This is a genomic window from Microbispora sp. KK1-11, from assembly GCF_006874435.1.
GTDB classification, from domain to species: Bacteria; Actinomycetota; Actinomycetes; order Streptosporangiales; family Streptosporangiaceae; genus Microbispora; species Microbispora catharanthi.
This window is the reverse complement of sequence record NZ_VIRJ01000008.1, coordinates 111,484-130,758: the sequence shown is the minus strand read 5'-3', so window position 1 is coordinate 130,758 and position 19,275 is coordinate 111,484. Positions and strand designations below refer to the sequence as shown.

General features: G+C 71.7%; 20 protein-coding genes. 13 read left to right on the top strand and 7 right to left on the bottom strand.

Going from position 1 to position 19,275, the window contains the following annotated elements; translation table 11 throughout:
* Positions 1-88 precede the first annotated feature (88 nt).
* Positions 89-1,510, bottom strand: coding sequence for a MurR/RpiR family transcriptional regulator (locus FLW16_RS14420; protein WP_260615261.1), 1,422 nt, complete (start codon positions 1,508-1,510; stop codon positions 89-91).
* Positions 1,511-1,640: 130 nt separating this feature from the next.
* On the opposite strand from FLW16_RS14420, the gene FLW16_RS14415 reads away from it, so the two are divergent.
* Entirely contained in the window at positions 1,641-2,747 is a 1,107-nt protein-coding gene (locus FLW16_RS14415; protein ID WP_221891072.1) for an MBL fold metallo-hydrolase, read from the top strand.
* A 42-nt stretch (positions 2,748-2,789) separates the two neighbouring features.
* Here the strand turns inward: FLW16_RS14415 and FLW16_RS14410 are convergent, their stop codons facing one another.
* Positions 2,790-3,161: an STAS domain-containing protein gene (locus tag FLW16_RS14410; protein WP_185949414.1), complete on the bottom strand. Its 372-nt coding sequence runs from the start codon at positions 3,159-3,161 to the stop codon at positions 2,790-2,792.
* A 142-nt stretch (positions 3,162-3,303) separates the two neighbouring features.
* Between FLW16_RS14410 and FLW16_RS14405 the strand changes: the two genes are divergently transcribed.
* The 3 genes from FLW16_RS14405 to FLW16_RS14395 all read left to right on the top strand — a co-directional run bounded on the left by FLW16_RS14405 (position 3,304) and on the right by FLW16_RS14395 (position 5,769).
* Positions 3,304-3,690, top strand: coding sequence for a hypothetical protein (locus FLW16_RS14405; RefSeq protein WP_221891071.1), 387 nt, complete (start codon positions 3,304-3,306; stop codon positions 3,688-3,690).
* 94 nt (positions 3,691-3,784) lie between these two features.
* A complete protein-coding gene (locus FLW16_RS14400; protein WP_142560519.1) occupies positions 3,785-4,459 on the top strand; it encodes a DUF6766 family protein in 675 nt (224 codons plus the stop codon).
* Positions 4,460-4,569: 110 nt separating this feature from the next.
* The gene (locus FLW16_RS14395; protein WP_142560518.1) at positions 4,570-5,769 is read left to right on the top strand and encodes a hypothetical protein; all 1,200 of its coding nucleotides are present in this window, start codon (positions 4,570-4,572) and stop codon (positions 5,767-5,769) included.
* A 55-nt stretch (positions 5,770-5,824) separates the two neighbouring features.
* On the opposite strand, the gene FLW16_RS14390 is transcribed toward FLW16_RS14395, so the two are convergent.
* Positions 5,825-6,406, bottom strand: coding sequence for a hemerythrin domain-containing protein (locus FLW16_RS14390; RefSeq protein ID WP_142560517.1), 582 nt, complete (start codon positions 6,404-6,406; stop codon positions 5,825-5,827).
* A 126-nt stretch (positions 6,407-6,532) separates the two neighbouring features.
* On the bottom strand, positions 6,533-7,846 hold the full coding sequence (locus FLW16_RS14385; RefSeq protein ID WP_142560516.1) for a cellulose-binding domain-containing protein: 1,314 nt from the start codon (positions 7,844-7,846) through the stop codon (positions 6,533-6,535).
* 462 nt (positions 7,847-8,308) lie between these two features.
* Between FLW16_RS14385 and FLW16_RS14380 the strand changes: the two genes are divergently transcribed.
* Together FLW16_RS14380 and FLW16_RS14375 are read left to right on the top strand one after the other, a co-directional pair.
* Positions 8,309-9,337, top strand: coding sequence for an ROK family protein (locus FLW16_RS14380; protein ID WP_142560515.1), 1,029 nt, complete (start codon positions 8,309-8,311; stop codon positions 9,335-9,337).
* A 127-nt stretch (positions 9,338-9,464) separates the two neighbouring features.
* Positions 9,465-9,815, top strand: coding sequence for a hypothetical protein (locus tag FLW16_RS14375; RefSeq protein WP_142560514.1), 351 nt, complete (start codon positions 9,465-9,467; stop codon positions 9,813-9,815).
* A gap of 10 nt (positions 9,816-9,825) precedes the next feature.
* Here the strand turns inward: FLW16_RS14375 and FLW16_RS14370 are convergent, their stop codons facing one another.
* The gene (locus FLW16_RS14370; RefSeq protein WP_260615283.1) at positions 9,826-10,485 is read right to left on the bottom strand and encodes an Lrp/AsnC family transcriptional regulator; all 660 of its coding nucleotides are present in this window, start codon (positions 10,483-10,485) and stop codon (positions 9,826-9,828) included.
* A gap of 139 nt (positions 10,486-10,624) precedes the next feature.
* Between FLW16_RS14370 and FLW16_RS14365 the strand changes: the two genes are divergently transcribed.
* The 6 genes from FLW16_RS14365 to FLW16_RS14340 are packed head-to-tail and all read left to right on the top strand — an operon-like array spanning position 10,625 to position 16,870.
* Positions 10,625-12,220, top strand: a complete 1,596-nt coding sequence (locus FLW16_RS14365) for an ABC transporter substrate-binding protein (protein ID WP_142560512.1) — start codon at positions 10,625-10,627, stop codon at positions 12,218-12,220.
* A 22-nt stretch (positions 12,221-12,242) separates the two neighbouring features.
* Positions 12,243-13,268: an ABC transporter permease gene (locus FLW16_RS14360; RefSeq protein WP_260615259.1), complete on the top strand. Its 1,026-nt coding sequence runs from the start codon at positions 12,243-12,245 to the stop codon at positions 13,266-13,268.
* Positions 13,265-14,140 (top strand): ABC transporter permease, encoded by an 876-nt coding sequence (locus FLW16_RS14355; RefSeq protein WP_142560510.1) that lies wholly within the window; start codon positions 13,265-13,267, stop codon positions 14,138-14,140. The genes FLW16_RS14360 and FLW16_RS14355 overlap by 4 nt, the downstream gene beginning before the upstream one ends.
* Complete coding sequence (locus tag FLW16_RS14350; RefSeq protein ID WP_142560509.1) at positions 14,137-14,925, top strand: ABC transporter ATP-binding protein; 789 nt, start codon at positions 14,137-14,139, stop codon at positions 14,923-14,925. The genes FLW16_RS14355 and FLW16_RS14350 overlap by 4 nt, the downstream gene beginning before the upstream one ends.
* The gene (locus FLW16_RS14345; protein ID WP_142560508.1) at positions 14,922-15,869 is read left to right on the top strand and encodes an ABC transporter ATP-binding protein; all 948 of its coding nucleotides are present in this window, start codon (positions 14,922-14,924) and stop codon (positions 15,867-15,869) included. The genes FLW16_RS14350 and FLW16_RS14345 overlap by 4 nt, the downstream gene beginning before the upstream one ends.
* Positions 15,866-16,870 carry a Xaa-Pro peptidase family protein gene (locus tag FLW16_RS14340; protein WP_260615258.1) on the top strand — a complete coding sequence of 335 codons (1,005 nt, stop codon included), beginning with the start codon at positions 15,866-15,868 and terminating at the stop codon, positions 16,868-16,870. The genes FLW16_RS14345 and FLW16_RS14340 overlap by 4 nt, the downstream gene beginning before the upstream one ends.
* 60 nt (positions 16,871-16,930) lie before the next feature.
* Here the strand turns inward: FLW16_RS14340 and FLW16_RS14335 are convergent, their stop codons facing one another.
* A complete protein-coding gene (locus tag FLW16_RS14335; RefSeq protein WP_260615257.1) occupies positions 16,931-17,518 on the bottom strand; it encodes a TetR/AcrR family transcriptional regulator in 588 nt (195 codons plus the stop codon).
* Positions 17,519-17,657: 139 nt separating this feature from the next.
* On the opposite strand from FLW16_RS14335, the gene FLW16_RS14330 reads away from it, so the two are divergent.
* The gene (locus tag FLW16_RS14330) at positions 17,658-18,422 is read left to right on the top strand and encodes an SDR family NAD(P)-dependent oxidoreductase (RefSeq protein WP_142560507.1); all 765 of its coding nucleotides are present in this window, start codon (positions 17,658-17,660) and stop codon (positions 18,420-18,422) included.
* A gap of 114 nt (positions 18,423-18,536) precedes the next feature.
* On the opposite strand, the gene FLW16_RS14325 is transcribed toward FLW16_RS14330, so the two are convergent.
* Positions 18,537-19,121: a DJ-1/PfpI family protein gene (locus FLW16_RS14325; RefSeq protein WP_142560506.1), complete on the bottom strand. Its 585-nt coding sequence runs from the start codon at positions 19,119-19,121 to the stop codon at positions 18,537-18,539.
* Positions 19,122-19,275: the final 154 nt, after the last annotated feature.

Genomic DNA, 19,275 nt, shown 5'->3' with positions numbered 1-19,275 from the left:
TCCTCAGCCACGAGTCCTCCTTCCACCCGCGCGCGCGGCGCATGGTCCCATTCAGCGAGTCCCATCCATCCTGGGTGAATGAATAGATTCAGTCAATGAGGAACACTCCGCGGGCGGCCGCCGATGCCTCGAACGCCTCCAGGCGGGCCTGCGCTCCGGGCAGTTCGTCGCACATCGCCTCGAGCAGCACCCGGCCGAGCATCATCGGCGCGCACGCGGTGTCGAACACCAGGTGCGTGCCCACCGCGGCGGTGAGCAGAACGTGCGACAGACCGGCGAGGGACGGCACCCGCCGGTCCGCGATCGTGACGACGGCCAGCCCGGCGGTGCGGGCGGCCCGGAGGGCGTCCACCAGTTCGGCCGGGTAGCGCGGCAGGGCGAAGCACAGCAGAGCCGTCGCCCCGGCCGCCGCCGCCTGCTCGACGCGGTCGGCCAGGAGCGACCCCGCCTCGTGCAGGGGCCGTACGTCGGGGTGGACCTTCGCCGCGAAGTAGGCGAACCCGGCGGCCTGGGCCGCGGCGGCCCGTAGGCCCAGCACCGGCAGCGGCCGCGAGGCGGCGAGCAGACGTGCGGCTTCGGCGACGGGTCCGGGGTCGTCGAGCGACCGGGCGAGGGCGCGCAGGTTCTCGATCTCCGCGAGCACGGCCCGCCGGTATTCGCCACCCGGGCCCGTCGCCCGATGCGGGCCGGGATCGGGATCCGCGGGCGCGGATTCCAGGGGCGCGAGATCCAGGGGCGCGAGACCCAGGGGCGCGGCATCCTCGGGCACGGGAGCCAGGGGCGCGAGATCCCCGGGCGCGGAATCGTCGGGAACGGGATCCTGGGGTACAGGGCGCGCGGGCGCACCGGGTCGCGCCGAGGGGCGACGCGAGTCCTCCGCCGTGGCATCAAGCGTCTGCGCGGACCCCTCCCCCCGGCCTTCGCCCCGCGGGGCCGCGCCGCCGTCGAAGAGCCGGGGGCCGGCCGCGTGCGCGGAATCGCGGGCATCCGGTCCGCCGTCCTCCCCGGTCCGGCGGGCGCCGTCCCGTCCCCGGCCGGGCCGTACGCCCAGCTCGCGGAACCTGCGCCGGAGGCCGGGGTATCCGCTGTAGCCCAGCGCCATCGCGAAGCGGGTCACCGACGGCTGGCTGACCCCGGCCAGCTCGGCCACTTCGATGCTCGACAGGAACGGCGCCTCGGCGGCGTGCTGCGCGAGGCAGTGGGCGATCCTGCGCTGCACCGGCGTCAGCCGCTGCCCCTCGAACAGCCGCAGCAGGCGGGACGCGGCGTCGCCGTCAAGGCCGCCCAGCTCACCAGGACCGCCCAGCTCACCGGGGCCGCCGAAGTCACCGGGGACGTCGCGGTCATCGCCCTGGCCGCGGTCGTCACGGTCGTCACGGTCGTCACGGTCGTCGCGGTCGTCGCGGTCGTCGTGGTCGTCGCGATGGCCCATCGGGCCGTCGTCCGCGTTGTGGCCGGTGTTCATCGTCCCCCCGCCTCGCCCGCCCGCGCCGGGCCGTTCGGTCTGCATACTTTCATTCAACACGCAGTCTCCAGGGAAGGTTGTCCACAGGCAAGGCGCCGTCGGCGCGACCGGCGCGGAGATTGCCTAGTCTGATCGGCAGAACCCAGCAAGGAGATTGCCGTTGAAGACCGGTGGTTTGAGAAGAAGTGACCTGGGCCGTCGCGTGGGGGTCGTCGCGGGAGCGGCCGCCCTGGCGGCGGCGGTGTGGGCGGTGCGGAACGTCCCCGCCGCGCTGGGGGCGCGGCCGTCGGGCGAGCGGGCGAGTCGGGTGCGGCGCTCGAAACAGTTCCGTGACGGCGCGTTCCGCAACACGACGCCCAGTCCCGTCCTCCCGCCGGGGACCAGGCAGCAGGTCGCCCGCGAGTTCCTCCGTCGGACGCAGCGCAAGCCCCGCCTGCCTGTTCCCCTGATGACTCCCGGCCCGTCCCAGGGCGGCGACCTCGACGCCGTCTGGTACGGCCACTCGTCTGCGCTGATCGAGATCGAGGGGCGGCGGGTGCTGCTCGACCCGGTGTGGAGCGAGCGCTGCTCCCCGGCGTCGTTCACCGGGCCGCGCCGTCTGCACCCTCCGCCGGTGCCGCTGTACCAGTTGACCGAGCTCGACGCGATCGTCATCTCGCACGACCACTACGACCACCTCGACATGGACACGGTGCGTCTGCTGGCCCGCACGCAGTCCGCGCCGTTCCTGGTGCCGCTCGGGGTCGGCGCCCATCTCGAACGGTGGCGGGTGCCCGCGTCCCGGATCATCGAGCTCGACTGGAACGAGGAGGCCACGGTGTCCGGCCTCCGGTTCGTGGCGACCCCCGGCCGCCACTTCTCCGGCCGCGGGTTCCGCCGGGACCAGACCCTCTGGGCCTCGTGGGTCGTCGCGGGCGAGCGCCGTCGGGTCTTCTACACCGGCGACTCCGGCTACTTCGACGGGTACGCCACGATCGGCGAGACCTACGGGCCGTTCGACCTGTCGGTGATCCAGATCGGCGCCTACAGCAAGGGCTGGCCAGACATCCACATGACACCCGAGGAGGCGATCCTCACGCACCTCGACGTGCGGGCCGGGGTGCTGCTGCCGGTGCACTGGGGCACGTTCTCGCTCGCCCCGCACGCCTGGAACGACCCGATCGACCAGCTGTGGCGGGAGGCCAAGGCACGTGACGTGCGCCTCGTGGTGCCCCGGCCGGGCGAGCGCGTCACGGTCGACGACCCGCCGCCGGTGGACGGCTGGTGGCAGACGATCATGTGAGGAGCCGATTCCGCGCCGGCCGGTCAGTTCATCCGGGCCGTGTCAGTGTGGGCCGTGTCCAGAGGGCATGGCCGCCGGACGGCTGAACGCGTCGGCGCGGGTCGGATACACGGTGAGCCGCGAGATCAGGCCGAGCAGCGAGAACAGGTGACGCATCTGCGGGCTCATCCCGCAGACGGCGCCGTCACCGTCCTTCGGCGGCGTGCGGACGCAGGCGTCGATGAGCACCCTCATGCCGGCGCTGTCGATGAACCGCAGCTTCTCCACGTCGAACAGGATGCGCGTCGCGGGACGGGCAAGGAGGGGGGCGACCCTCTCACGCAGCCGGGGAACCGTGATCACATCGAGTTCGCCGCTGAGGGTGACGAGAGTGAAGGGAGGCGACTGCGCCACCGACACCTGGAAGTCGTGCAAGGGTCCCACCTCCACTGGTGAGACGACCCTATCCGGACCGCTTCCGGCCTCGCCCATATTACGCGTAGCGGGTGATTAATCCCATATCGCCGAAGAAAAGTATGCTCAGGTTTCACTTGCGCCGCCCGGGTAGTCGCGGTCCATGGGCATACGAGCAACGGCGGTCGTCTGCCTCGCGCTGGTCGCCGCGGGGTGCGCCTCGGCGGAGGGCACCTCGGTCACCTCGACGGCGGAGCGCTTCCTGTCCGCGGCCGGAGAGGGCCGGGGAGGACAGGCGTGCCTTCTCCTGGCCCCCGAGGCCGCGCGATCGCTGGACGACTGCGAGAAACAGATCGTGTCGATCGGGCTGCGGGCGGGCGCGGTACGCGGCGTCGACGTCTGGGGCGACGAGGCGCGCGTACGGGTGGACGGCGACACGCTCTTCCTGCACCAATTCCCCGACGGCTGGCGGGTGCGGGCCGCGGGCTGCGAGCCCCGCCCGGATCAGTCGCACACAGGGCAGCCGTACGAATGCGAGGTGCAGACGTGAACGGTGCACGCACGCTCTACGCGGTGCTGCTGATCACGATCGCGCTGGTCCTCGCGTACGTGATCGTCGTCGGCCTGGCGGGGAGGTAGCGGCGATGAAACATCTGGTCAGGGACAACGCGCTCGCGCTGTGCTTCCTGCTGCTGTTCCTGGTCACCCTGGCCGGTCAGTCGGTCGCGGGCACGGCGGCCTTCAACGAGGAGCAGGTGGCCAACGGCGGCTCCCCCGTCACCTGGGCGGAATACATCACCTCGTCGAGCTTCGCCGTCGACGTCGCCGAGAACTGGCAGTCGGAGTACCTGCAGTTCTTCCTCTACATCCTCATCACCGTCTGGCTGATCCAGCGCGGCTCGCCGGAGTCGAAGAAGAGAGGCGAGGAGGGCCTGGAGTCCGACGCCGAGCAGAAGGTCGGCCCGCACGCCGCCCCCGGCTCCCCCGCCTGGGCGGCGGCGGACGGCTGGCGCCGGACGGTCTTCAGCCACTCCCTGGGCATCGCGATGGGCCTGCTCTTCCTGCTGTCCTGGCTGGCCCAGTCGGTCGCCGGCCTCGCGGCGTACAACAACGAGCAGCTCGCCCAGCTGGAGGACCCGGTCAGCTGGGGCGGCTACGTGACCTCCCCCGACTTCTGGAACCGCACCCTGCAGAACTGGCAGTCGGAGTTCCTGGCGGTCGCCTCCATGGTCCTGCTGGCGATCTTCCTGCGCGAGCGGGGCTCACCGCAGTCGAAGAAGGTCGGCGACCCGCACTCCGAGACGGCGTCCAGCGGCTGACGGACCCACCCCACCGGATGACAATCTCGGTCAAAGGCTCCGAATGTCCACGTTTGTCGCATTCCACGGTCTGGGTACGCCCAGCGCCAATCGTGGGGAGGAGCACCGAGATGACGTTCAATCCTCTGCAGGAGCGGGGGATCCCGCTGGATCGGCAGCTGCGCAACTGGCGCGAGCTGAATGTGACGCCGATCGACCCCGACCGCGCCGATCCCTACACCCGGTGCCGGATCATCACGATGAACGGCATCGAGATCGAAGCGATCATGTTCAGCCATCACTTCGCCAGGCGCTGCACCGACCTGGAGGTGCGGCAGCGTCTGGCGGAGGTGCGCTACATCGAGGCCCAGCAGCAGAAGGCGGTCAACTGGCTGCTGCCGGGGGTGGCCTCGGTGCTGGAGACGACCCTCGCCTACGAGCAGGTGGCGGTGGACCTGACCGCCTGGGTGGCCCGGATGGAGCCCGACCCCTATCTGAAGCAGGCCTACCAGTTCGGCGTGCTGGAGGACTTCGACCACCTGTACCGGTACGCCAACCTGTACGAGATGATCGAGCACCGCAAGGCGGAGAAGATCGTCGACCAGCTGACCGAGGTGATGCCGGGCCGGCCGACGAAGATGCACCACCGCCACCCGGCCGACAACGTCCGCGAGCACTACGACCGGGAGACGACGCAGCCGATCTCCAAGCTGCACGCGTTGACCATCATGTCCGCCGAGCAGCAGACGATGAACTTCTACATGAACGTCGGCCCGATGTACATGGAGCCGATCGCGCGGCAGCTCTACCAGGAGATCGGGCTCGTCGAGGAAGAGCACGTCACGCACTACGAGTCGCTGCTCGATCCGGGCGAGTCGTGGTGGGAGCAGTGGCTCAACCACGAGTACAACGAGTGCTACCTGTACCACTCGTTCATGGAGACCGAGTCCGACCCGAGGATCAGGGCGATCTGGGAGCTGCATCTGAACATGGAGCTGGAGCACCTGCGGATCGCCGCGGACATGTTCCGCCAGCACGACGGGCGCGACCCGGAGCAGCTAGTGGCCCGGGAGTTGCCGAAGCCGGTGACGTTCGAGCCGAACAAGGAGTACCTGCGCGAACTGATCGCCACGCAGATCGACTACACGACCCTGGGCACCGGGTATGTCCAGGAGGCCCACGAGCGGTTCCAGCGCTGGCAGGAGCAGCTCATGGGCGGGGAGGAACCGCCCAGCGAGCGCGTCATCGACGAGAACCGCGCCAGGTCGGGCGACGAATACCGCCTGGAGACCGAGGGCACCCACCCCCTCTACAGCCTGCGCACCCACTGAGGACGGGCCCCGGCCCGGGCCCGCGCGTACGCGACCCGAGCCGGGGATCATGTCCTTACCTGCGCAGCGCCTGCCGGATCAGGTCGCGCGCCCGATCCATGATCGCCGCCGGCGGGCCCAGCAGCAGGTTCCTCGTCATCGACTCCACCCCCGGGTGCGGACGGGTCGGGGCCATCGCCAGGGCGGCCCGTACGCCGAGCGCCATCGCCCGCCGCTCGGCCGCCGTCGTCTCGGCCCTGAGCCTGGTGAACTCGTAGCGCTCCTCGGCCCGCGCGTGCGCGAGCACGGCCATCCGCAGCGTGTTCAGCTCGGGCATGAAGCCGGGGTGCTCCGGGCCCATCTCGTCCAGCCTGCGGAGCATCTCCTTGGCCTCGCGCTCCTCCTTGAGCCGGTCTGCCACCACGCCCGCTCCCCCGTCCACCCGCAGCCGGGCGTAGGGGTGGACGATCTCCTCCTCCGCCGTCTCGTGGACGGCCAGCATGCGCACCAGCCGCCGGAACGGCTCGTGGCGCGTGCCCGGCGCGGCGTGCTCCACCTCGTCGAACACGTCCCTGATCAGCGAGTGCTGGTGGACGAGCAGGTCGACGACGTCGCCTTCCTTCATCAGTTCGGGCATCGGGTGCTGCACGTCGGTCATGTCCCTCTCCCCTCGGATACGGCGCCCGGCCTCCTGCGGGAGGCCGGGCGCCGGACGAAACGGGACCACGGTCGAGCCTGACCGCACATGGCGGACACCCGGCTACTTACCCCTGGGGCGCGGTGATCAGCAGCCGATCGGGCTCGACCCCAGCGCCACGTCGTCGTACCAGATCGTGTCCGAGTCGCCGCCGTAGCTCTCCCAGCCCAGACGGAACGTCGTGGGCCGCGGCGCGGTGGAGCGGCGCAGCCACTGGGCGTCCACGTCGGTGGTCGGCGTGCCGTCCACCCGCAGGCCGGCGATCTCCTGGTCGTCCAGGTACGTACGCATCGCCTGCTGCGTGGTGTCGATCTGGAAGCGCAGGCAGACCCAGCGGTTGACGGGCAGCGGGGCGCTCAGCGCGACGCCGGAGGGGCTCTGCTCCGGCAGCGTGGCGTCGTCGGACTCCCGGTTCCACTGCAGTGCGCCGTTCTGGCCGCCGATGCGCAGGTCCTTGCCGCCGTCCCTGGAGTCCGACATCGTGATCATCGCGACGTGGCCCGCCGGGAGCGCGGTCGTGTGGCGCACCCACATGCGCCCGTACACCACGGGCGAGACGCCGGAGACGTTCTTGGTGGTCGCGGCGAAGATGTGGTTGCAGTAGTTGCCGCCGCCGTTGATCCGCAGCGACCTGCCGCCGCTGTGGGCGGTGGCGGTGTCGATCGTGGCGGTGCCGGTGCCCGAGCAGTTCGGGGTGGTCACCTGCCACTCACCCGACGGCGTGCCCGACTGGTCCTCGAAGCCGGAGCAGACGACCAGGCCGTTCCCCGAGCAGCCGGACGGCGAGGGCGTCACCGACGGGCTGGGCGAGGGAGACGGCGAAGGGGACGATGAGGGCGAAGGAGACGGCGACGGCGACGGCGAGTGGTCCACGGTCGGCGAGGGCGTCGGGGACGGCGACGGGGTCGGCCTCGGCGAGGGCGTCGGCGACGGTGAGGGCGAGGAGGTGCCGTCGCACGGCACGCCGTTCAGCGACCAGTCGGACGGCGTCGTGAGGCTGCCCGACCAGGTGCCCTGGAACCCGAAGTCGGTGGTGCCGCCCGTGGCCAGTGAGCCGTTCCAGCCGACGTTGGTCGCGGTCACGGTCGTGCCCGACTGGCTGACCTGGGCGCTCCAGGCGTTGGTGATCTGCTGGCCGGTGCTCGCCGTCCAGCGCAGCGTCCATCCGCTGACCGCCGAACCGAGGTTGGTGAGCCGCACCGACGCGGTGAAGCCGCCCGGCCACTGGTTGGTCGTGTAGTCCACCTTGCAGACGGGAGCCGCGGTCGCGGGCCCGGGCACCAGCACGACCACGAGGCCGGCGACCAGCGCGGCAAGGGCCGCGACCAGGCGCGCCGCCGGAGAGCCCGGCAGGCCGCGGGCGGCGGGGCGATGCCCTCGGACGGGACGGAACTGCTTCATGCGTACCTCGATTTCTGCGCATCTGCTCGTACGGCACGCCACCCGGCTCGCGCGTCCCGCCCTCCTGCCGAAACGAGCATTGGACAGGCGAGGTCAGGCGCTCCCGCTCGGGGCCGCGGCCACTGGGACAGATGGGTCGCGACGCTGCGGCCCCCGGACGCAGATGTTTTCTCCGGGTCGCGGAACCGGTCAACGGACGCCGCCGCTCCCGGGCCGGTCCCGCCCGAGCGGCGACGACGCCCGCGCAGCTCACGGGCACGACGTGGGCCGGAGACGGCCGGACGCGGGCGACGGGGCGAACTGAATCTTTCACCGTGGGCACCCGCGCGCGCCCTCGCGCCCGGGCCCGTACGCGCCCGCGCGCGGCACGTGCCCTGTCTGTAGAGCCCCGGCCGGTGCCCCCGGCCGCCCGACTCTCGTAGTCTTCGCACTGACACGCGCGAACGCAAAGGACAACCCCCAATGGCAGATGCAGGGTCCTGGGTCGTCGTCGGGCTCGACAACGGCGGCACAAGCAACAACGCGACCGTTCTCGACGCCTCAGGGCGGTTCCTCGTGGACCGGATGGTCGAGACCCCCAGCCTCGTGCGGGAGGGTCCTGAGGTCGCCGTCGAGCAGCTTCTGCTCGCCCTCGACAACGTGCTGGAGCTGACCGGCACGCCGCGCTCCACCGTACGCGCGGTGGGCCTGGACACCCCAGGCCCGGCCAGCGCCGACGGCGTGATCTCCTCGAAGGGCGCGACAAACTTCGTCGATCCCGGCTGGTTCGGCTTCGACTTCCGCGGGGCCCTGGAGTCCCGGCTGGGGCTGCCGGTCGTCTACAACAACGACGGCAACGCCGCGGCCCTCTACTCCCACCACGTACGCTTCGGGCCGGACGCCTGGCAGCACTCGTCGGTCTCGGCGATCGTCGGCACCGGCCTCGGCGGCGGCGTCATCCAGTCGGGGCACGTGGTGAAGGGCGCCGCCGGGATGGCCGGCGAGCTCGGGCACGTCCACATCCCCCTGCAGGGCCTGCTGGAGGACGGCCAGCCGCTGCCCGAGTGCAACTGCGGCTTCGTCGGGGACGCCGAGAGCGTCGCCTCGCTGACGGGCATCGAGAAGAACCTGCTGCCCTACTGGCTGTCCCGCTTCCCCGACCACGAGCTGCACGGGGTCGAGCCCGCCGGGAAGGCCGCCAAGCTGCTGCGCGGCTACGGCGAGAACGGCGACCCGCTCGCGCTCAAGGTCTTCGAGCAGCAGGCCATGGCCATCGGCAGGCTGTTCACCATCGCGGCCAACTTCACCGACCCGGACGCGTACTTCCTGGGCGGCGGGGTGGTCGAGGCGGCGCCGCACTTCCGCGAGTGGTTCCTGGAGAAGGTCCGTGAGCACACCCTGCTGCGCGAGGAGCAGCGGCGGGTGGCCACGGTGACGCTGGTCGAGGACCTCGACATGGCCGGCGCCCGGGGCGCGGCGCTCGCGGCCCTCGCCGAGATCGTCGGCCGCTGACACCTGTTCACGATCGGGCCCGGCCGCGGCCGGTGATCTGGACGGATCACCCGCCCGGCCGGGGTCCGGTGAACGGAACGTCCAGAGCGGGTTGCGAATCTCGTTCGGTTCGGCACGATGCGGACTCGTGAACGACACAGACCTGCTCAACGGCCGCCGCTTCGTCATGATCAGCTCCACGGCCAGCGCGGTGGACGCCGACGCCCCGACCGAGTTCGCGTACGAGGAGTCGGGCGGCGTCATCTGGGGGCACTACACGGGCGACACCGTCATCCACGGGCGGTTCGTGGGCACCCGGGACGCCGACCGCATCGAGCTGTCCTACGTCCACCTGCTGAAGAGCGGCGAGCGCGCGAGCGGCCGCAGCACCAGCCGCATCGAGACGGCCGAGGACGGCCGGCTGCGCCTGGTGGAGGAGTTCCAGTTCGAGGGCGACGACGCCACCCACGTCAGCGTCTGCGCCGAAGTGGTCTCCTGATCTGTCCCTTCTACGTCGCATCGCGCAGCGCGGCGCGGCCCTCGGCCGCGCCGACGAAGCGCATCTTGCCGAGCGGCAGCCCCTGTCCCTGCCCCTGCTCGGGCTCCGGCGAGGGCGAGGGGCCGGGCCGCCGCGGGACGCCGCGGCCCCGGTCCCGCTCCCGGTCGCTCGGCAGCACGTACGGCCGCCTGAGCACCTCGTCGAGGATGAACACGGTCTCGGTGGCCTTGACGGCCGGGATGTTGGCCAGGCGTTCGGTGACCATCGCGTGCACCTCGGCCACGTCGGCCATCCTCACCTGGATCATGGCGTCGTGCTGCCCGGTGGTGATCGCGCAGTACTCCACCTCCGGCATCTGCGCGAGCTGGGCGCGGAACTGCCGCCACATCTGCTGGCGCACGGTCACGAAGATCAGCGCGACGATGCCGAGGCCGGCCCGCTGATGGTCGATCTCGGCCGTGAAGCGCCTGATCACGCCGTCGGCGCGCAGCGCCTCGAAGCGCGTGTAGGCGTTGGCCCGGGAGATCCCCACCCGCTCGGCGAGGGCGGACACCGAGACGCGCCCGTTGTCCCTGAGCACCTCGAGGATCTTCAGATGGGTGGCGTCCAGCTCCAGGCCGATGCCGATCCGTCCAGTGGCGCCGCCCCCGGACCCCGAGTTGCTTGACATTTCGGTCACTGGTTGTTCCTCCACGGGAGATTCGTCTCGGCTTGGCCGCACGAGCTGGACTTTCTGCCGGACAATCCTGGACGATCGGCGACCAAACGTCCATACGGCCAAGAGTTGGCCTGTTTTCGGAGGACACATAATGACGACCCGTTCGTGGCAGGTGAGGGCCGGCCTGCTCCCGGTTGTGCTCACCGGCGCCCTCGCCCTCGCGGCCTGCTCCGGCGGCGGCTCGTCCAGCAGCACCCCAAGCGGCGCCGCGGGCAAGACGCTCGTGATAGACACCTCGTTCGACCTCAAGACGGCGGACCCGGGGCGGACGTACGAGCCGACCGGCCTGATCGTCGATAAGGCGACCTACGACACCCTTCTCACGTTCGAAGGCTCCGACGTCACCAAGCCGGTGCCGTCGCTCGCAGAGTCGTACGAACTGTCGTCCGACGGCAAGGAGCTCACGCTCAAGCTGCGGCAGGGCGCCAAGTTCGCCGACGGCTCCCCGGTCACGGCCGACGACGTGGTGTTCTCCCTCACCCGCGTGCGCGACATGAAGGGCACGCCGTCGTTCCTGCTCGACGGCGTGGAGATCGCCAAGACCGACGACACGACCATCACGCTGACGTCGAAGACCCCGAACCCGGCGCTTCCGTACATCCTTCCGAACCCGGCCCTCGGCATCCTCAACTCGAAGGCGGCCAAGGAGCACGGCGCGACGAACGACCCGAACGACAAGGCCGAGCAGTACCTGAACTCCGCCTCGGCGGGCTCCGGGCCGTACACGATCGAGTCCTTCAACGTGAGCAGCCAGGTCGTGCTGAAGGCGAACGCGCAGTACTGGGGCGCGAAGAAGCCGTACTACGACAAGGTGGTCATCCGCAACGTCGAGTCGGCCACGCAGAAGCTCAACGTGCAGCGCGGCGACAGCCAGGTGGCGCTGAACCTGTCCGGCGACCAGGTGGCCGGCATCTCCGGCGGCCTGCAGGTCAAGCGGACCGCCTCGGCGTACGTGTTCTTCCTGCTCGCCAACCAGGACTCGGGCGTCAGCAAGGTCACCTCCAACCCCAAGTTCGTCGAGGCCGTGCGCAAGGGCATCGACTACTCGGGCCTGCTGGAGCTGGCCGGGGAGGGCTCGACGCAGGCGTCGGGCATCATCCCGTCGATGTTCCTCGGCGCGCTCCCGCCCGACCAGGCGGCCAAGCGCGACGTCGAGGGCGCCAAGGCGGCGCTGGCGGCCAGCGGCGTGACCGACCCCACGGTCAAACTGGAGTACCCCAGCGAGCTGACCGTGAACGGCCTGTCCTTCCAGCCGCTGGCCGAGCGCATCCAGGCCAACCTCAAGGAGGTCGGCATCACGGTCGAGCTGACCCCCGCTCCGGTCACCACCGCGCTGGACAACTACCGCAACGGCAAGGAGGAGCTGGGCCTGTGGTACTGGGGCCCCGACTTCCCCGACCCCAGCAACTACCTGTCGTTCGCCCCGGGCAAGCTGGTCGGCCTGCGGGCCGGATGGAAGGCGGGCGCCGACAAGGACGTCGAGGCCGCGGCCGACAAGGCCGGCGCCGCGGTGACCGACGACGACCGCAAGCAGGCGTACACCGACTTCCAGCAGAAGCTCAACGCGACCGGTCCGTTCATGCCCCTGATCCAGCCGGGCCAGAACATCGTGACGGCGGCGTCCGTCACCGGCGTGGAGTACCACCCCGTGTGGACGATCGATGTCGCCGGCCTCGGCGCCAAGTAGACGCCGTACGGGGAACCGGGCGGTGCGCAGCCCGCTCGCCCGGTTCCTGGTGCGGCGGATCGTCACGGCGCTGCTGCTGGCGGTGGGGATCACGCTGGTCACCTTCGTGCTGACCAACCTGGTCCCCGGCGACCCGGTGGCGGCCAACCTCGGCCAGCGGGCGCTCGGCGACCCGGCGATCGTGGCCCAGTGGCGGGCCGACCACGGCCTCGACCGGCCGCTGCCGCAGCAATACCTGATGCACCTCGAAGGGGTGCTGCACGGCGACCTCGGGACGAGCCAGCAGAGCCACCGCCCGGTGCTGGACGACCTCGCCGAGTCCGTGCCCGCCACGCTGGAGCTGGCGGGGGCCGCCATCCTCGTCTCGCTGATCCTCGGCGTCGGGTTCGGGGTGGTCGCGGCGCTGCGCCGGGACCGGTTCTCCGACCACGTGCTGCGGGTGCTGAGCCTGATCGGCATCTCGGTGCCGACGTTCTGGCTCGCGCTGGTGGCGTTCTACGTGTTCTTCTTCCGGCTGCAGGTCACCCCGGGCAGCGGCCGCATCGATCCCGGGATGACCCCGCCGCCGCAGGTCACCGGCCTGTACACGGTCGACGCCCTGCTGTCGGGACGCTGGGACGTGCTCTCCTCGGCCGTCGGCCACCTGGCCGCGCCGGCGCTCGTGCTGGCCCTCTACACGATCGGCCTGCTGACGCGGTTCACCCGCTCTGCGGTGCTGGAGGTGCTCGGGCAGGACTACGTACGCGCCGCGCGCGCCAAGGGCCTGCCCGGCCGCGTGGTGCTGTTCCGGTATGTCCTGCGCCCTGCGCTGGTGCCCGTCATCACCGTCGCCGGCCTGGCGTTCGGCAGCCTGCTGTCCGGCACCGTGCTGGTGGAGGCCGTCTTCGCCTGGCCGGGGGTCGGCCAGTACGCCTACAAGAGCGCGACCACCCTCGACCTGCCCGCCGTCATGGGCGTCGGTCTCGTGGTGGGCGTGGTCTACCTCGTCATCAACCTGGTCGTCGACGTGCTGTACGGCGTCATCGACCCGAGGGTGAGGGTCTCATGAAGCGCGCCGGCCTGTTCGCGCGCAGCCGCGTGAGCCGGCTCCCGCAGGCGTGGCGGCGGCCGCTGGCGGTCGTCGGCACCGTCGTCGCGCTCACCTGGATCGTGATCGCGCTGGCCGCGCCGGTGCTCGCGCCGCACGACCCGCTGGCGCAGGAGTTGCCCCGGCTCGCGCCGCCCGGCCCGGGCCACTGGCTCGGCACCGACCAGCTCGGCCGCGACATCCTCAGCCGGATCATGTACGGCGCGCGGGTGTCCATCCCGCTCACGCTGCTGCTCGTGGCGCTGTCGGTGGTGGTCGGCGGCCTGCTCGGCGCCTGCGCCGGGTATTTCGGCCGGTGGGTGGACGAGACGATCATGCGCCTGGCCGACCTCGTGTTCGCCTTCCCCACCGTCATCCTCGCGATGGTCGTCGCCGCCGCCCTCGGCGCGAGCCTCGGCAACGCGGTGCTCGCCGTGCTCGTCGTCGCCTGGCCGGCGTACGCCCGGGTGACCCGCGGCCTCGTTCTCGGCGTACGGGAGCGGGAGTTCGTGCTGAGCGGGCGGCTGCTGGGCTTTTCCGCCTGGCGGTCGCTGCGGGTGGACGTGCTGCCGAACGTCACCGGGCCCATCCTGGTGCTCGCCACCCTCGACATCGGGACCGCGCTGCTGCTGCTGTCGGGCCTGTCGTTCCTCGGGCTCGGCGCGAAGCCGCCGTCACCCGAGTGGGGCGCGATGGTCGCGGCCGGAGTGGACGTCTTCGACAGCTGGTGGGTCGCGACGTTCCCCGGGCTCGCGATCCTGACGGTCGTCCTCGCGTTCAACTTCCTCGGCGACACGCTGCGCGACGCGCTCGACCCGCGTACCGCCGGGGCGATCAAGGAGCGTGCGCTGTGACGGCCGCGTTGTCGATTGAAGGGCTGCGGCTGTCGATCGGCGGCCACGACGTCCTGCACGGCGTCGACCTGAGTCTGGAGCCGGGCCGCGTGCACGGCCTCGCCGGCGAGAGCGGTTCCGGCAAGACCATGACCGGCCTCGCCGTGCTCGGCCTGCTCCCCCACGGCTCCCGCGCGTCGGGACGGATCGCCTTCGGCGGCCGTGACCTGCTGGAGATGCCCGCCCGTGAGCTCAACGAGGTGCGCGGCGCGAAGATCGCCATGGTCTTCCAGGACCCGGCGACCAGCCTGCACCCGATGCTGACGGTGGAGCGGCAGCTCACCGAGCACATGCGCCACCACCTGGGCGTCGGCAGGAAGGAAGCGCGCGAGCGCGCCGCCGGCCTGCTCGCCAAGGTGCGCATCCCGGGCCCCGAGGAGGCGCTGAAGCGCTACCCGCACCAGTTCTCGGGCGGCATGCGGCAGCGGATCGCCATCGCCGTCGCGCTGGCCTGCGAGCCCGAGGTGCTCATCGCCGACGAGCCGACGACCGCGCTCGACGTGACCGTGCAGGCGGGAATCCTCCGCCTGCTGCGCGGGCTGTGCGACGACCTCGGCCTCGCCGTCCTCCTCGTCACCCACGACCTCGGCGTGATGTCGGCCGTCGCCGACGAGGTGAGCGTGATGAAGGACGGGCTGGTCGTGGAGACCGGCCCGCGCGGCCGGGTGCTGCGCGAGCCGCGCCACCCCTACACCCGCTCGCTGCTCGACGCCCTGCCCGTGCCTCCTGGGGAGAACTCGCCATGACCATGCCCGTGACTGGGCCCCTGTTGTCCGTGGAGGACCTGGTCGTGGAGCACCGCACGCCGGGCCGCCCGGCCGTGAGGGCCGTGGCCGGGGCCAGCCTGCACGTCGCCGCCGGCGAGGTCGTCGGCCTGGTCGGCGAGTCGGGATGCGGCAAGTCCACTCTCGCCCGTGCGGTGTGCGGGCTGCACGGCGCGGCCTCCGGCCGGATCCTCGTCGGCGGGCACCCGGTGACGCCCCTCGGGCTGCGCCGCAGGGACACCGCGCTGACCGGCGTCCAGATGGTGTTCCAGGATCCGTACTCCTCGCTGAACCCGCGCCGCCGCGTGGGCGCGCAGATCGCCGACGGGCTGCGGACGGCGGGCGACACCGCGACCAGCCCCGCCGACCTGCTCGAACGGGTCGGGCTGCCGCGCGCGTTCGCCGGCCGATACCCGCACGAGTTCTCCGGGGGGCAGCGGCAGCGCGTCGCCATCGCGCGGGCGCTCGCCGCCCGGCCGTCGCTGCTGATCGGGGACGAGCCCATCTCCGCCCTGGACGCGTCCGCCCAGGCGCAGGTGGCCCGGCTGATGCGCGACCTCGCGGTGGAGTCCGGCGCGGGCCTGCTGTTCATCAGCCACGACCTGTCCGTCGTGCGACTGATCGCCGACCGGATCGCGGTCATGTACCTCGGCAAGGTCGTGGAGACCGGGCCGACCGCGGAGGTGTGGGCCGACCCCGGGCACCCGTACACGCGGGCGCTGCTCGCCGCGATCCCCTCCCCCGACGGCGCCGGGGTGCTGCCCGCCGAGCTGCCCGGGGACGTGCCCGACCCCGCCGATCCCCCGGCGGGCTGCCGGTTCCACCCCCGCTGCCCGTTCGCCATGGACGTGTGCCGGGAGCGGGAGCCGGACTTCGGGCCGGTGGCCTGCTGGCTGCACGAGCCGGAGCCGTCCTCCCCGTCATGATCGACCCCCTCATGCTGGAGGACGTACGCGCCGGGATGGCCGGCGCGGGCATCGACGCCCTCGTGCTGCGGCCCTCCCCGGACTTCCGGTACCTGCGGGCGGCCCCGCTGTCGGCCCCGGGCGGCGAGGAGAGCTACCTCGTGGTGGCGCTCGACGGGCCGCCCGCCCCGGCCGGCGACCCCGCGCAGGCCGCGGCCCTCGTGCCGCCGACGGCCCGCCGCGTGGCGGTGGACCCGCAGATGCACGCCGCCGAGCTGTTCGCGCTGCGCCTGGACGCCGAGCTCGTGCTGGCCTCGGCCGTGCTCGCGCCGCTCCGCCTGCGCAAGCGGGCCGACGAGGTGGCCGCGATGCGGCACGCCGCCGGGGCTGCCGACGCCGTGCTGCTCGCGGCCCGCGAGCTGGCGTGGTTCGGCGCAACCGAGCTGGCCATGGCCCGCAGACTGCGGGCGATGCTCGCCGAGACGGGCTGCGAAGGAACGCCCTCCGTGCTCGTCGCCGCGGGCGAGCACTCCGCCGACGCGCGCCACCAGCCGTGCGAGCGGGTGATCAACCCCGGCGACGCGCTGCTCGTCTCGGTCGGCGGGCGCTGGAACGGCTACTGCGCCGAGGTCGCCCGGGTCTTCGCGGTCGCCGAACCGCCGGAGGACTTCGACGCCATGTACTCGGTCGTCCTCGCCGCGCAGCGGGCCGCCGTCGACCTCGTACGCCCCGGAGTGGCGTGCGCCGAGGCCGCGACGATCGCCGGCGAGGTCATCGACGGCAGCGGCTACGGCGACTACGCCGCCGCCCGGGCCGGCCGGGGCATCGGGCTGAGCCCGGCGGAGGGGCCCTGGCTGGCGGCCGGGGAGAGGTTCGAGGCCGGGATGACCGTCTGCCTGGAGCCCGCCATCTACCTGCCCGACCTCTTCGGCGCCCGGGTGGCCGACGTGGTCGTATGCGGCGAGGACGGGCCGGAGCTACTCAGCACCGGCTCACGCGCGCTGCACGTCCTCGACCGGTAGCACCACGTCTTCTCGAATCAACGCCGGCCAGGGCCCCGGCCACGATGGCCAGGTGATCGTTCACCTCGTCACGATGCCGTGCAGGAGCAGGTCGATGAGCCTTGTGGCAAGGCCGGGTTCTCGCTCGGCGCCGGCCATGTAGCTGATGCCGCCGAGCGCCATCAGGACGTCCTGGGGCTTCGCCTCTTCCCGCGTGACCCCCTGGTTCCTCCCGGCAGCGAGAAGGTGATCCACTGCTTCGGCGAGGCAGGCGCGGGTCTGCAGCCGCTCGCTGTCGTCGGTCAGCACCACGCGGAGGGCGCCGGCCATGCCGTGCTTGGTGGCCATGAAGTCGATGAAGCGCTCCATCCACGTCCGTAGCGCGTCCACCGGGGGCAGCGTGGCCACGAGTTCGGGCGCCGCCTCACACAGGAGCCGCACTTCGTGCCGGTACACCGCCTCGATCAGCAGTTCCTTGGACGGAAACCGGCGGTAGAGCGTTCCGACACCCACGCCGGCCTCGCGGGCGACGTCCTTGACCGAGGCGTCGGCTCCGTCGCGGGCGAACACGGCTGCCGCGGCCTTGAGCAGACGGTCCTCGTTGCGCTGCGCGTCGGCTCGCAGCGGCCTGTGCCGCCGCGCGGCGCCGTCCTCGCCGTTGTCGGCCACTCCCGGCCCTTTCTCTCAGACTTGAAACCGGAACCGGTTCCGGTTATGGTCCAACCGGAACCGGTTCCGGATACGAGGCTACCGCGGCTTCGAGCGTCTCTGTGAGGGGCCACGACCCAGACGCATGGAGGAAGACGACATGACCGGACGACTGCGGAACACGGTGGCGCTGGTGACCGGCGCCGGCAGCGGCATCGGCGAGGCGACCGCCCGCGGCCTCGCCGCGGAGGGCGCGGCTGTCGCCGTCCTCGGACGGCGGCGCGGCAGGCTGGAGGAGCTCGCGGACAAGGTCCGGGCCGACGGCGGCACCGCCCTCGTCGTGGAGGCCGACATCACCGACCGGCGGCAGGCGGCAGCGGCGGTGCGGAGCGTGGTGACCGAGCTCGGCCGCCTGGACACGCTCGTCAACAACGCCGGTTTCATGGGCGTGGGGCAGGCCGCGGAATCCCCGATCGAGGAGTGGGATCACATGATCGCGGTCAACGTCCAGGGCCTGCTGTACACCACCCATGCCGCCCTGCCCCACCTTCTCCGCGCCGCGGAGGACTCCCCTCGGAAGGTGGCGGACCTGGTCAACATCGGTTCCACGGCAGGCCGGGTCGCCCGGCCCGGAACGGCCGTCTACAACCTGACGAAGTTCGGCGTCAACGGGTTCACCGAGGCCCTGCGGCAGGAGGTCGTGCGGAAGGGCCTCCGGGTGAGCGTGGTCGAGCCCGGCACGGTGGACACCGAGCTGAGCTCCCACCTCCGCGACGGCGTGCGACAGGCCGTAGAGCGCCAGATCGAGAACATGGAGCTGCTGCGTCCCGAGGACATCGCCGACGCCGTCTCCTACATCGTCACCCGTGACCGCCGAGTCGCCGTCAACGAGATCCTGGTGCGCGCCGGCGACCAGACCTGGTGACAGGCCGCACACCGCGGGAGTCCTGACCCGCGAGCGCATCCGCCCCCGCCGACCGACGACAAGGTCGCCGCCCAGGAGCCTCGTCACCGACCTCCCTGGCGAGTGCATCCAGGCTCACACGGGGGGCTCGGGGTCGTACTGCATGTGCCGGCGCACCTCGCGGGCCCGCTCGACCCCCGCGAGCCGTGCCACCAGGTGGAGCGCCATGTCGATGCCCGCCGACACCCCCGACGAGGTGACGACGTCGCCGTCGTCGACGAAGCGCTCCTCGCGCCGGACGTCGACGGTCGGATCCAGCTCGGCGAGCAGGTCGAGGGCGCCCCAGTGCGTGGTCGCCGGACGGCCCGCCAGCAGCCCGGCCGCGGCGAAGACGAGCGACCCGGTGCAGACGCTGGTCATCAGGGGCACGCGTCCGCGCAGGTCCCGCACCCAGGCGAGGTGGTCCGGGTCCTTGAGCTGGGGACGGGTCCCGGCGCCACCCGGGTGCAGGAAGACGTCCAGGTGGCCGACGTCGGCCGCCGACCTGCCGGCGTGGAACGTCAGCCCCTTGGACGCCCGTACGGTTCCCGCCCGCGGCGCGAACGCGACGACCTCCGCCTCGTCCGGGTGCAGTTTCGCCCACACACCGAAGACCTCCCACGGGCCCACCGCGTCCAGTTCCTCCACCTGGTCGAACAGCAAGATCCCTATCCGTGTCATGCCCGCCATCCTCGCGCAGGGGCGTACGGAGACGAAAGCACCGGCAAAAGTGAGCAAATAGTCGCTATCAGCACCAGCAACCACAGAGGGCTCGATAGAGGATAGAAAGGTCATTTTCCCGAAGCTCTCGCGGGTCGGCAGAGATCCGCGTCGG

What these genes read in the sequence shown, in the direction of transcription:
- FLW16_RS14420 (WP_260615261.1), bottom strand. Translation starts at nt 1,510, where the DNA reads ATGCAGACCGAACGGCCCGGCGCGGGCGGGCGAGGCGGGGGGACGATG.
- FLW16_RS14405 (WP_221891071.1), top strand. Translation starts at nt 3,304, where the DNA reads ATGGGCATACGAGCAACGGCGGTCGTCTGCCTCGCGCTGGTCGCCGCG.
- FLW16_RS14400 (WP_142560519.1), top strand. Translation starts at nt 3,785, where the DNA reads ATGAAACATCTGGTCAGGGACAACGCGCTCGCGCTGTGCTTCCTGCTG.
- FLW16_RS14395 (WP_142560518.1), top strand. Translation starts at nt 4,570, where the DNA reads ATGACGTTCAATCCTCTGCAGGAGCGGGGGATCCCGCTGGATCGGCAG.
- FLW16_RS14390 (WP_142560517.1), bottom strand. Translation starts at nt 6,406, where the DNA reads ATGACCGACGTGCAGCACCCGATGCCCGAACTGATGAAGGAAGGCGAC.
- FLW16_RS14385 (WP_142560516.1), bottom strand. Translation starts at nt 7,846, where the DNA reads ATGAAGCAGTTCCGTCCCGTCCGAGGGCATCGCCCCGCCGCCCGCGGC.
- FLW16_RS14380 (WP_142560515.1), top strand. Translation starts at nt 8,309, where the DNA reads ATGGCAGATGCAGGGTCCTGGGTCGTCGTCGGGCTCGACAACGGCGGC.
- FLW16_RS14370 (WP_260615283.1), bottom strand. Translation starts at nt 10,485, where the DNA reads ATGTCAAGCAACTCGGGGTCCGGGGGCGGCGCCACTGGACGGATCGGC.
- FLW16_RS14365 (WP_142560512.1), top strand. Translation starts at nt 10,625, where the DNA reads ATGACGACCCGTTCGTGGCAGGTGAGGGCCGGCCTGCTCCCGGTTGTG.
- FLW16_RS14355 (WP_142560510.1), top strand. Translation starts at nt 13,265, where the DNA reads ATGAAGCGCGCCGGCCTGTTCGCGCGCAGCCGCGTGAGCCGGCTCCCG.
- FLW16_RS14345 (WP_142560508.1), top strand. Translation starts at nt 14,922, where the DNA reads ATGACCATGCCCGTGACTGGGCCCCTGTTGTCCGTGGAGGACCTGGTC.
- FLW16_RS14340 (WP_260615258.1), top strand. Translation starts at nt 15,866, where the DNA reads ATGATCGACCCCCTCATGCTGGAGGACGTACGCGCCGGGATGGCCGGC.
- FLW16_RS14330 (WP_142560507.1), top strand. Translation starts at nt 17,658, where the DNA reads ATGACCGGACGACTGCGGAACACGGTGGCGCTGGTGACCGGCGCCGGC.
- FLW16_RS14325 (WP_142560506.1), bottom strand. Translation starts at nt 19,121, where the DNA reads ATGACACGGATAGGGATCTTGCTGTTCGACCAGGTGGAGGAACTGGAC.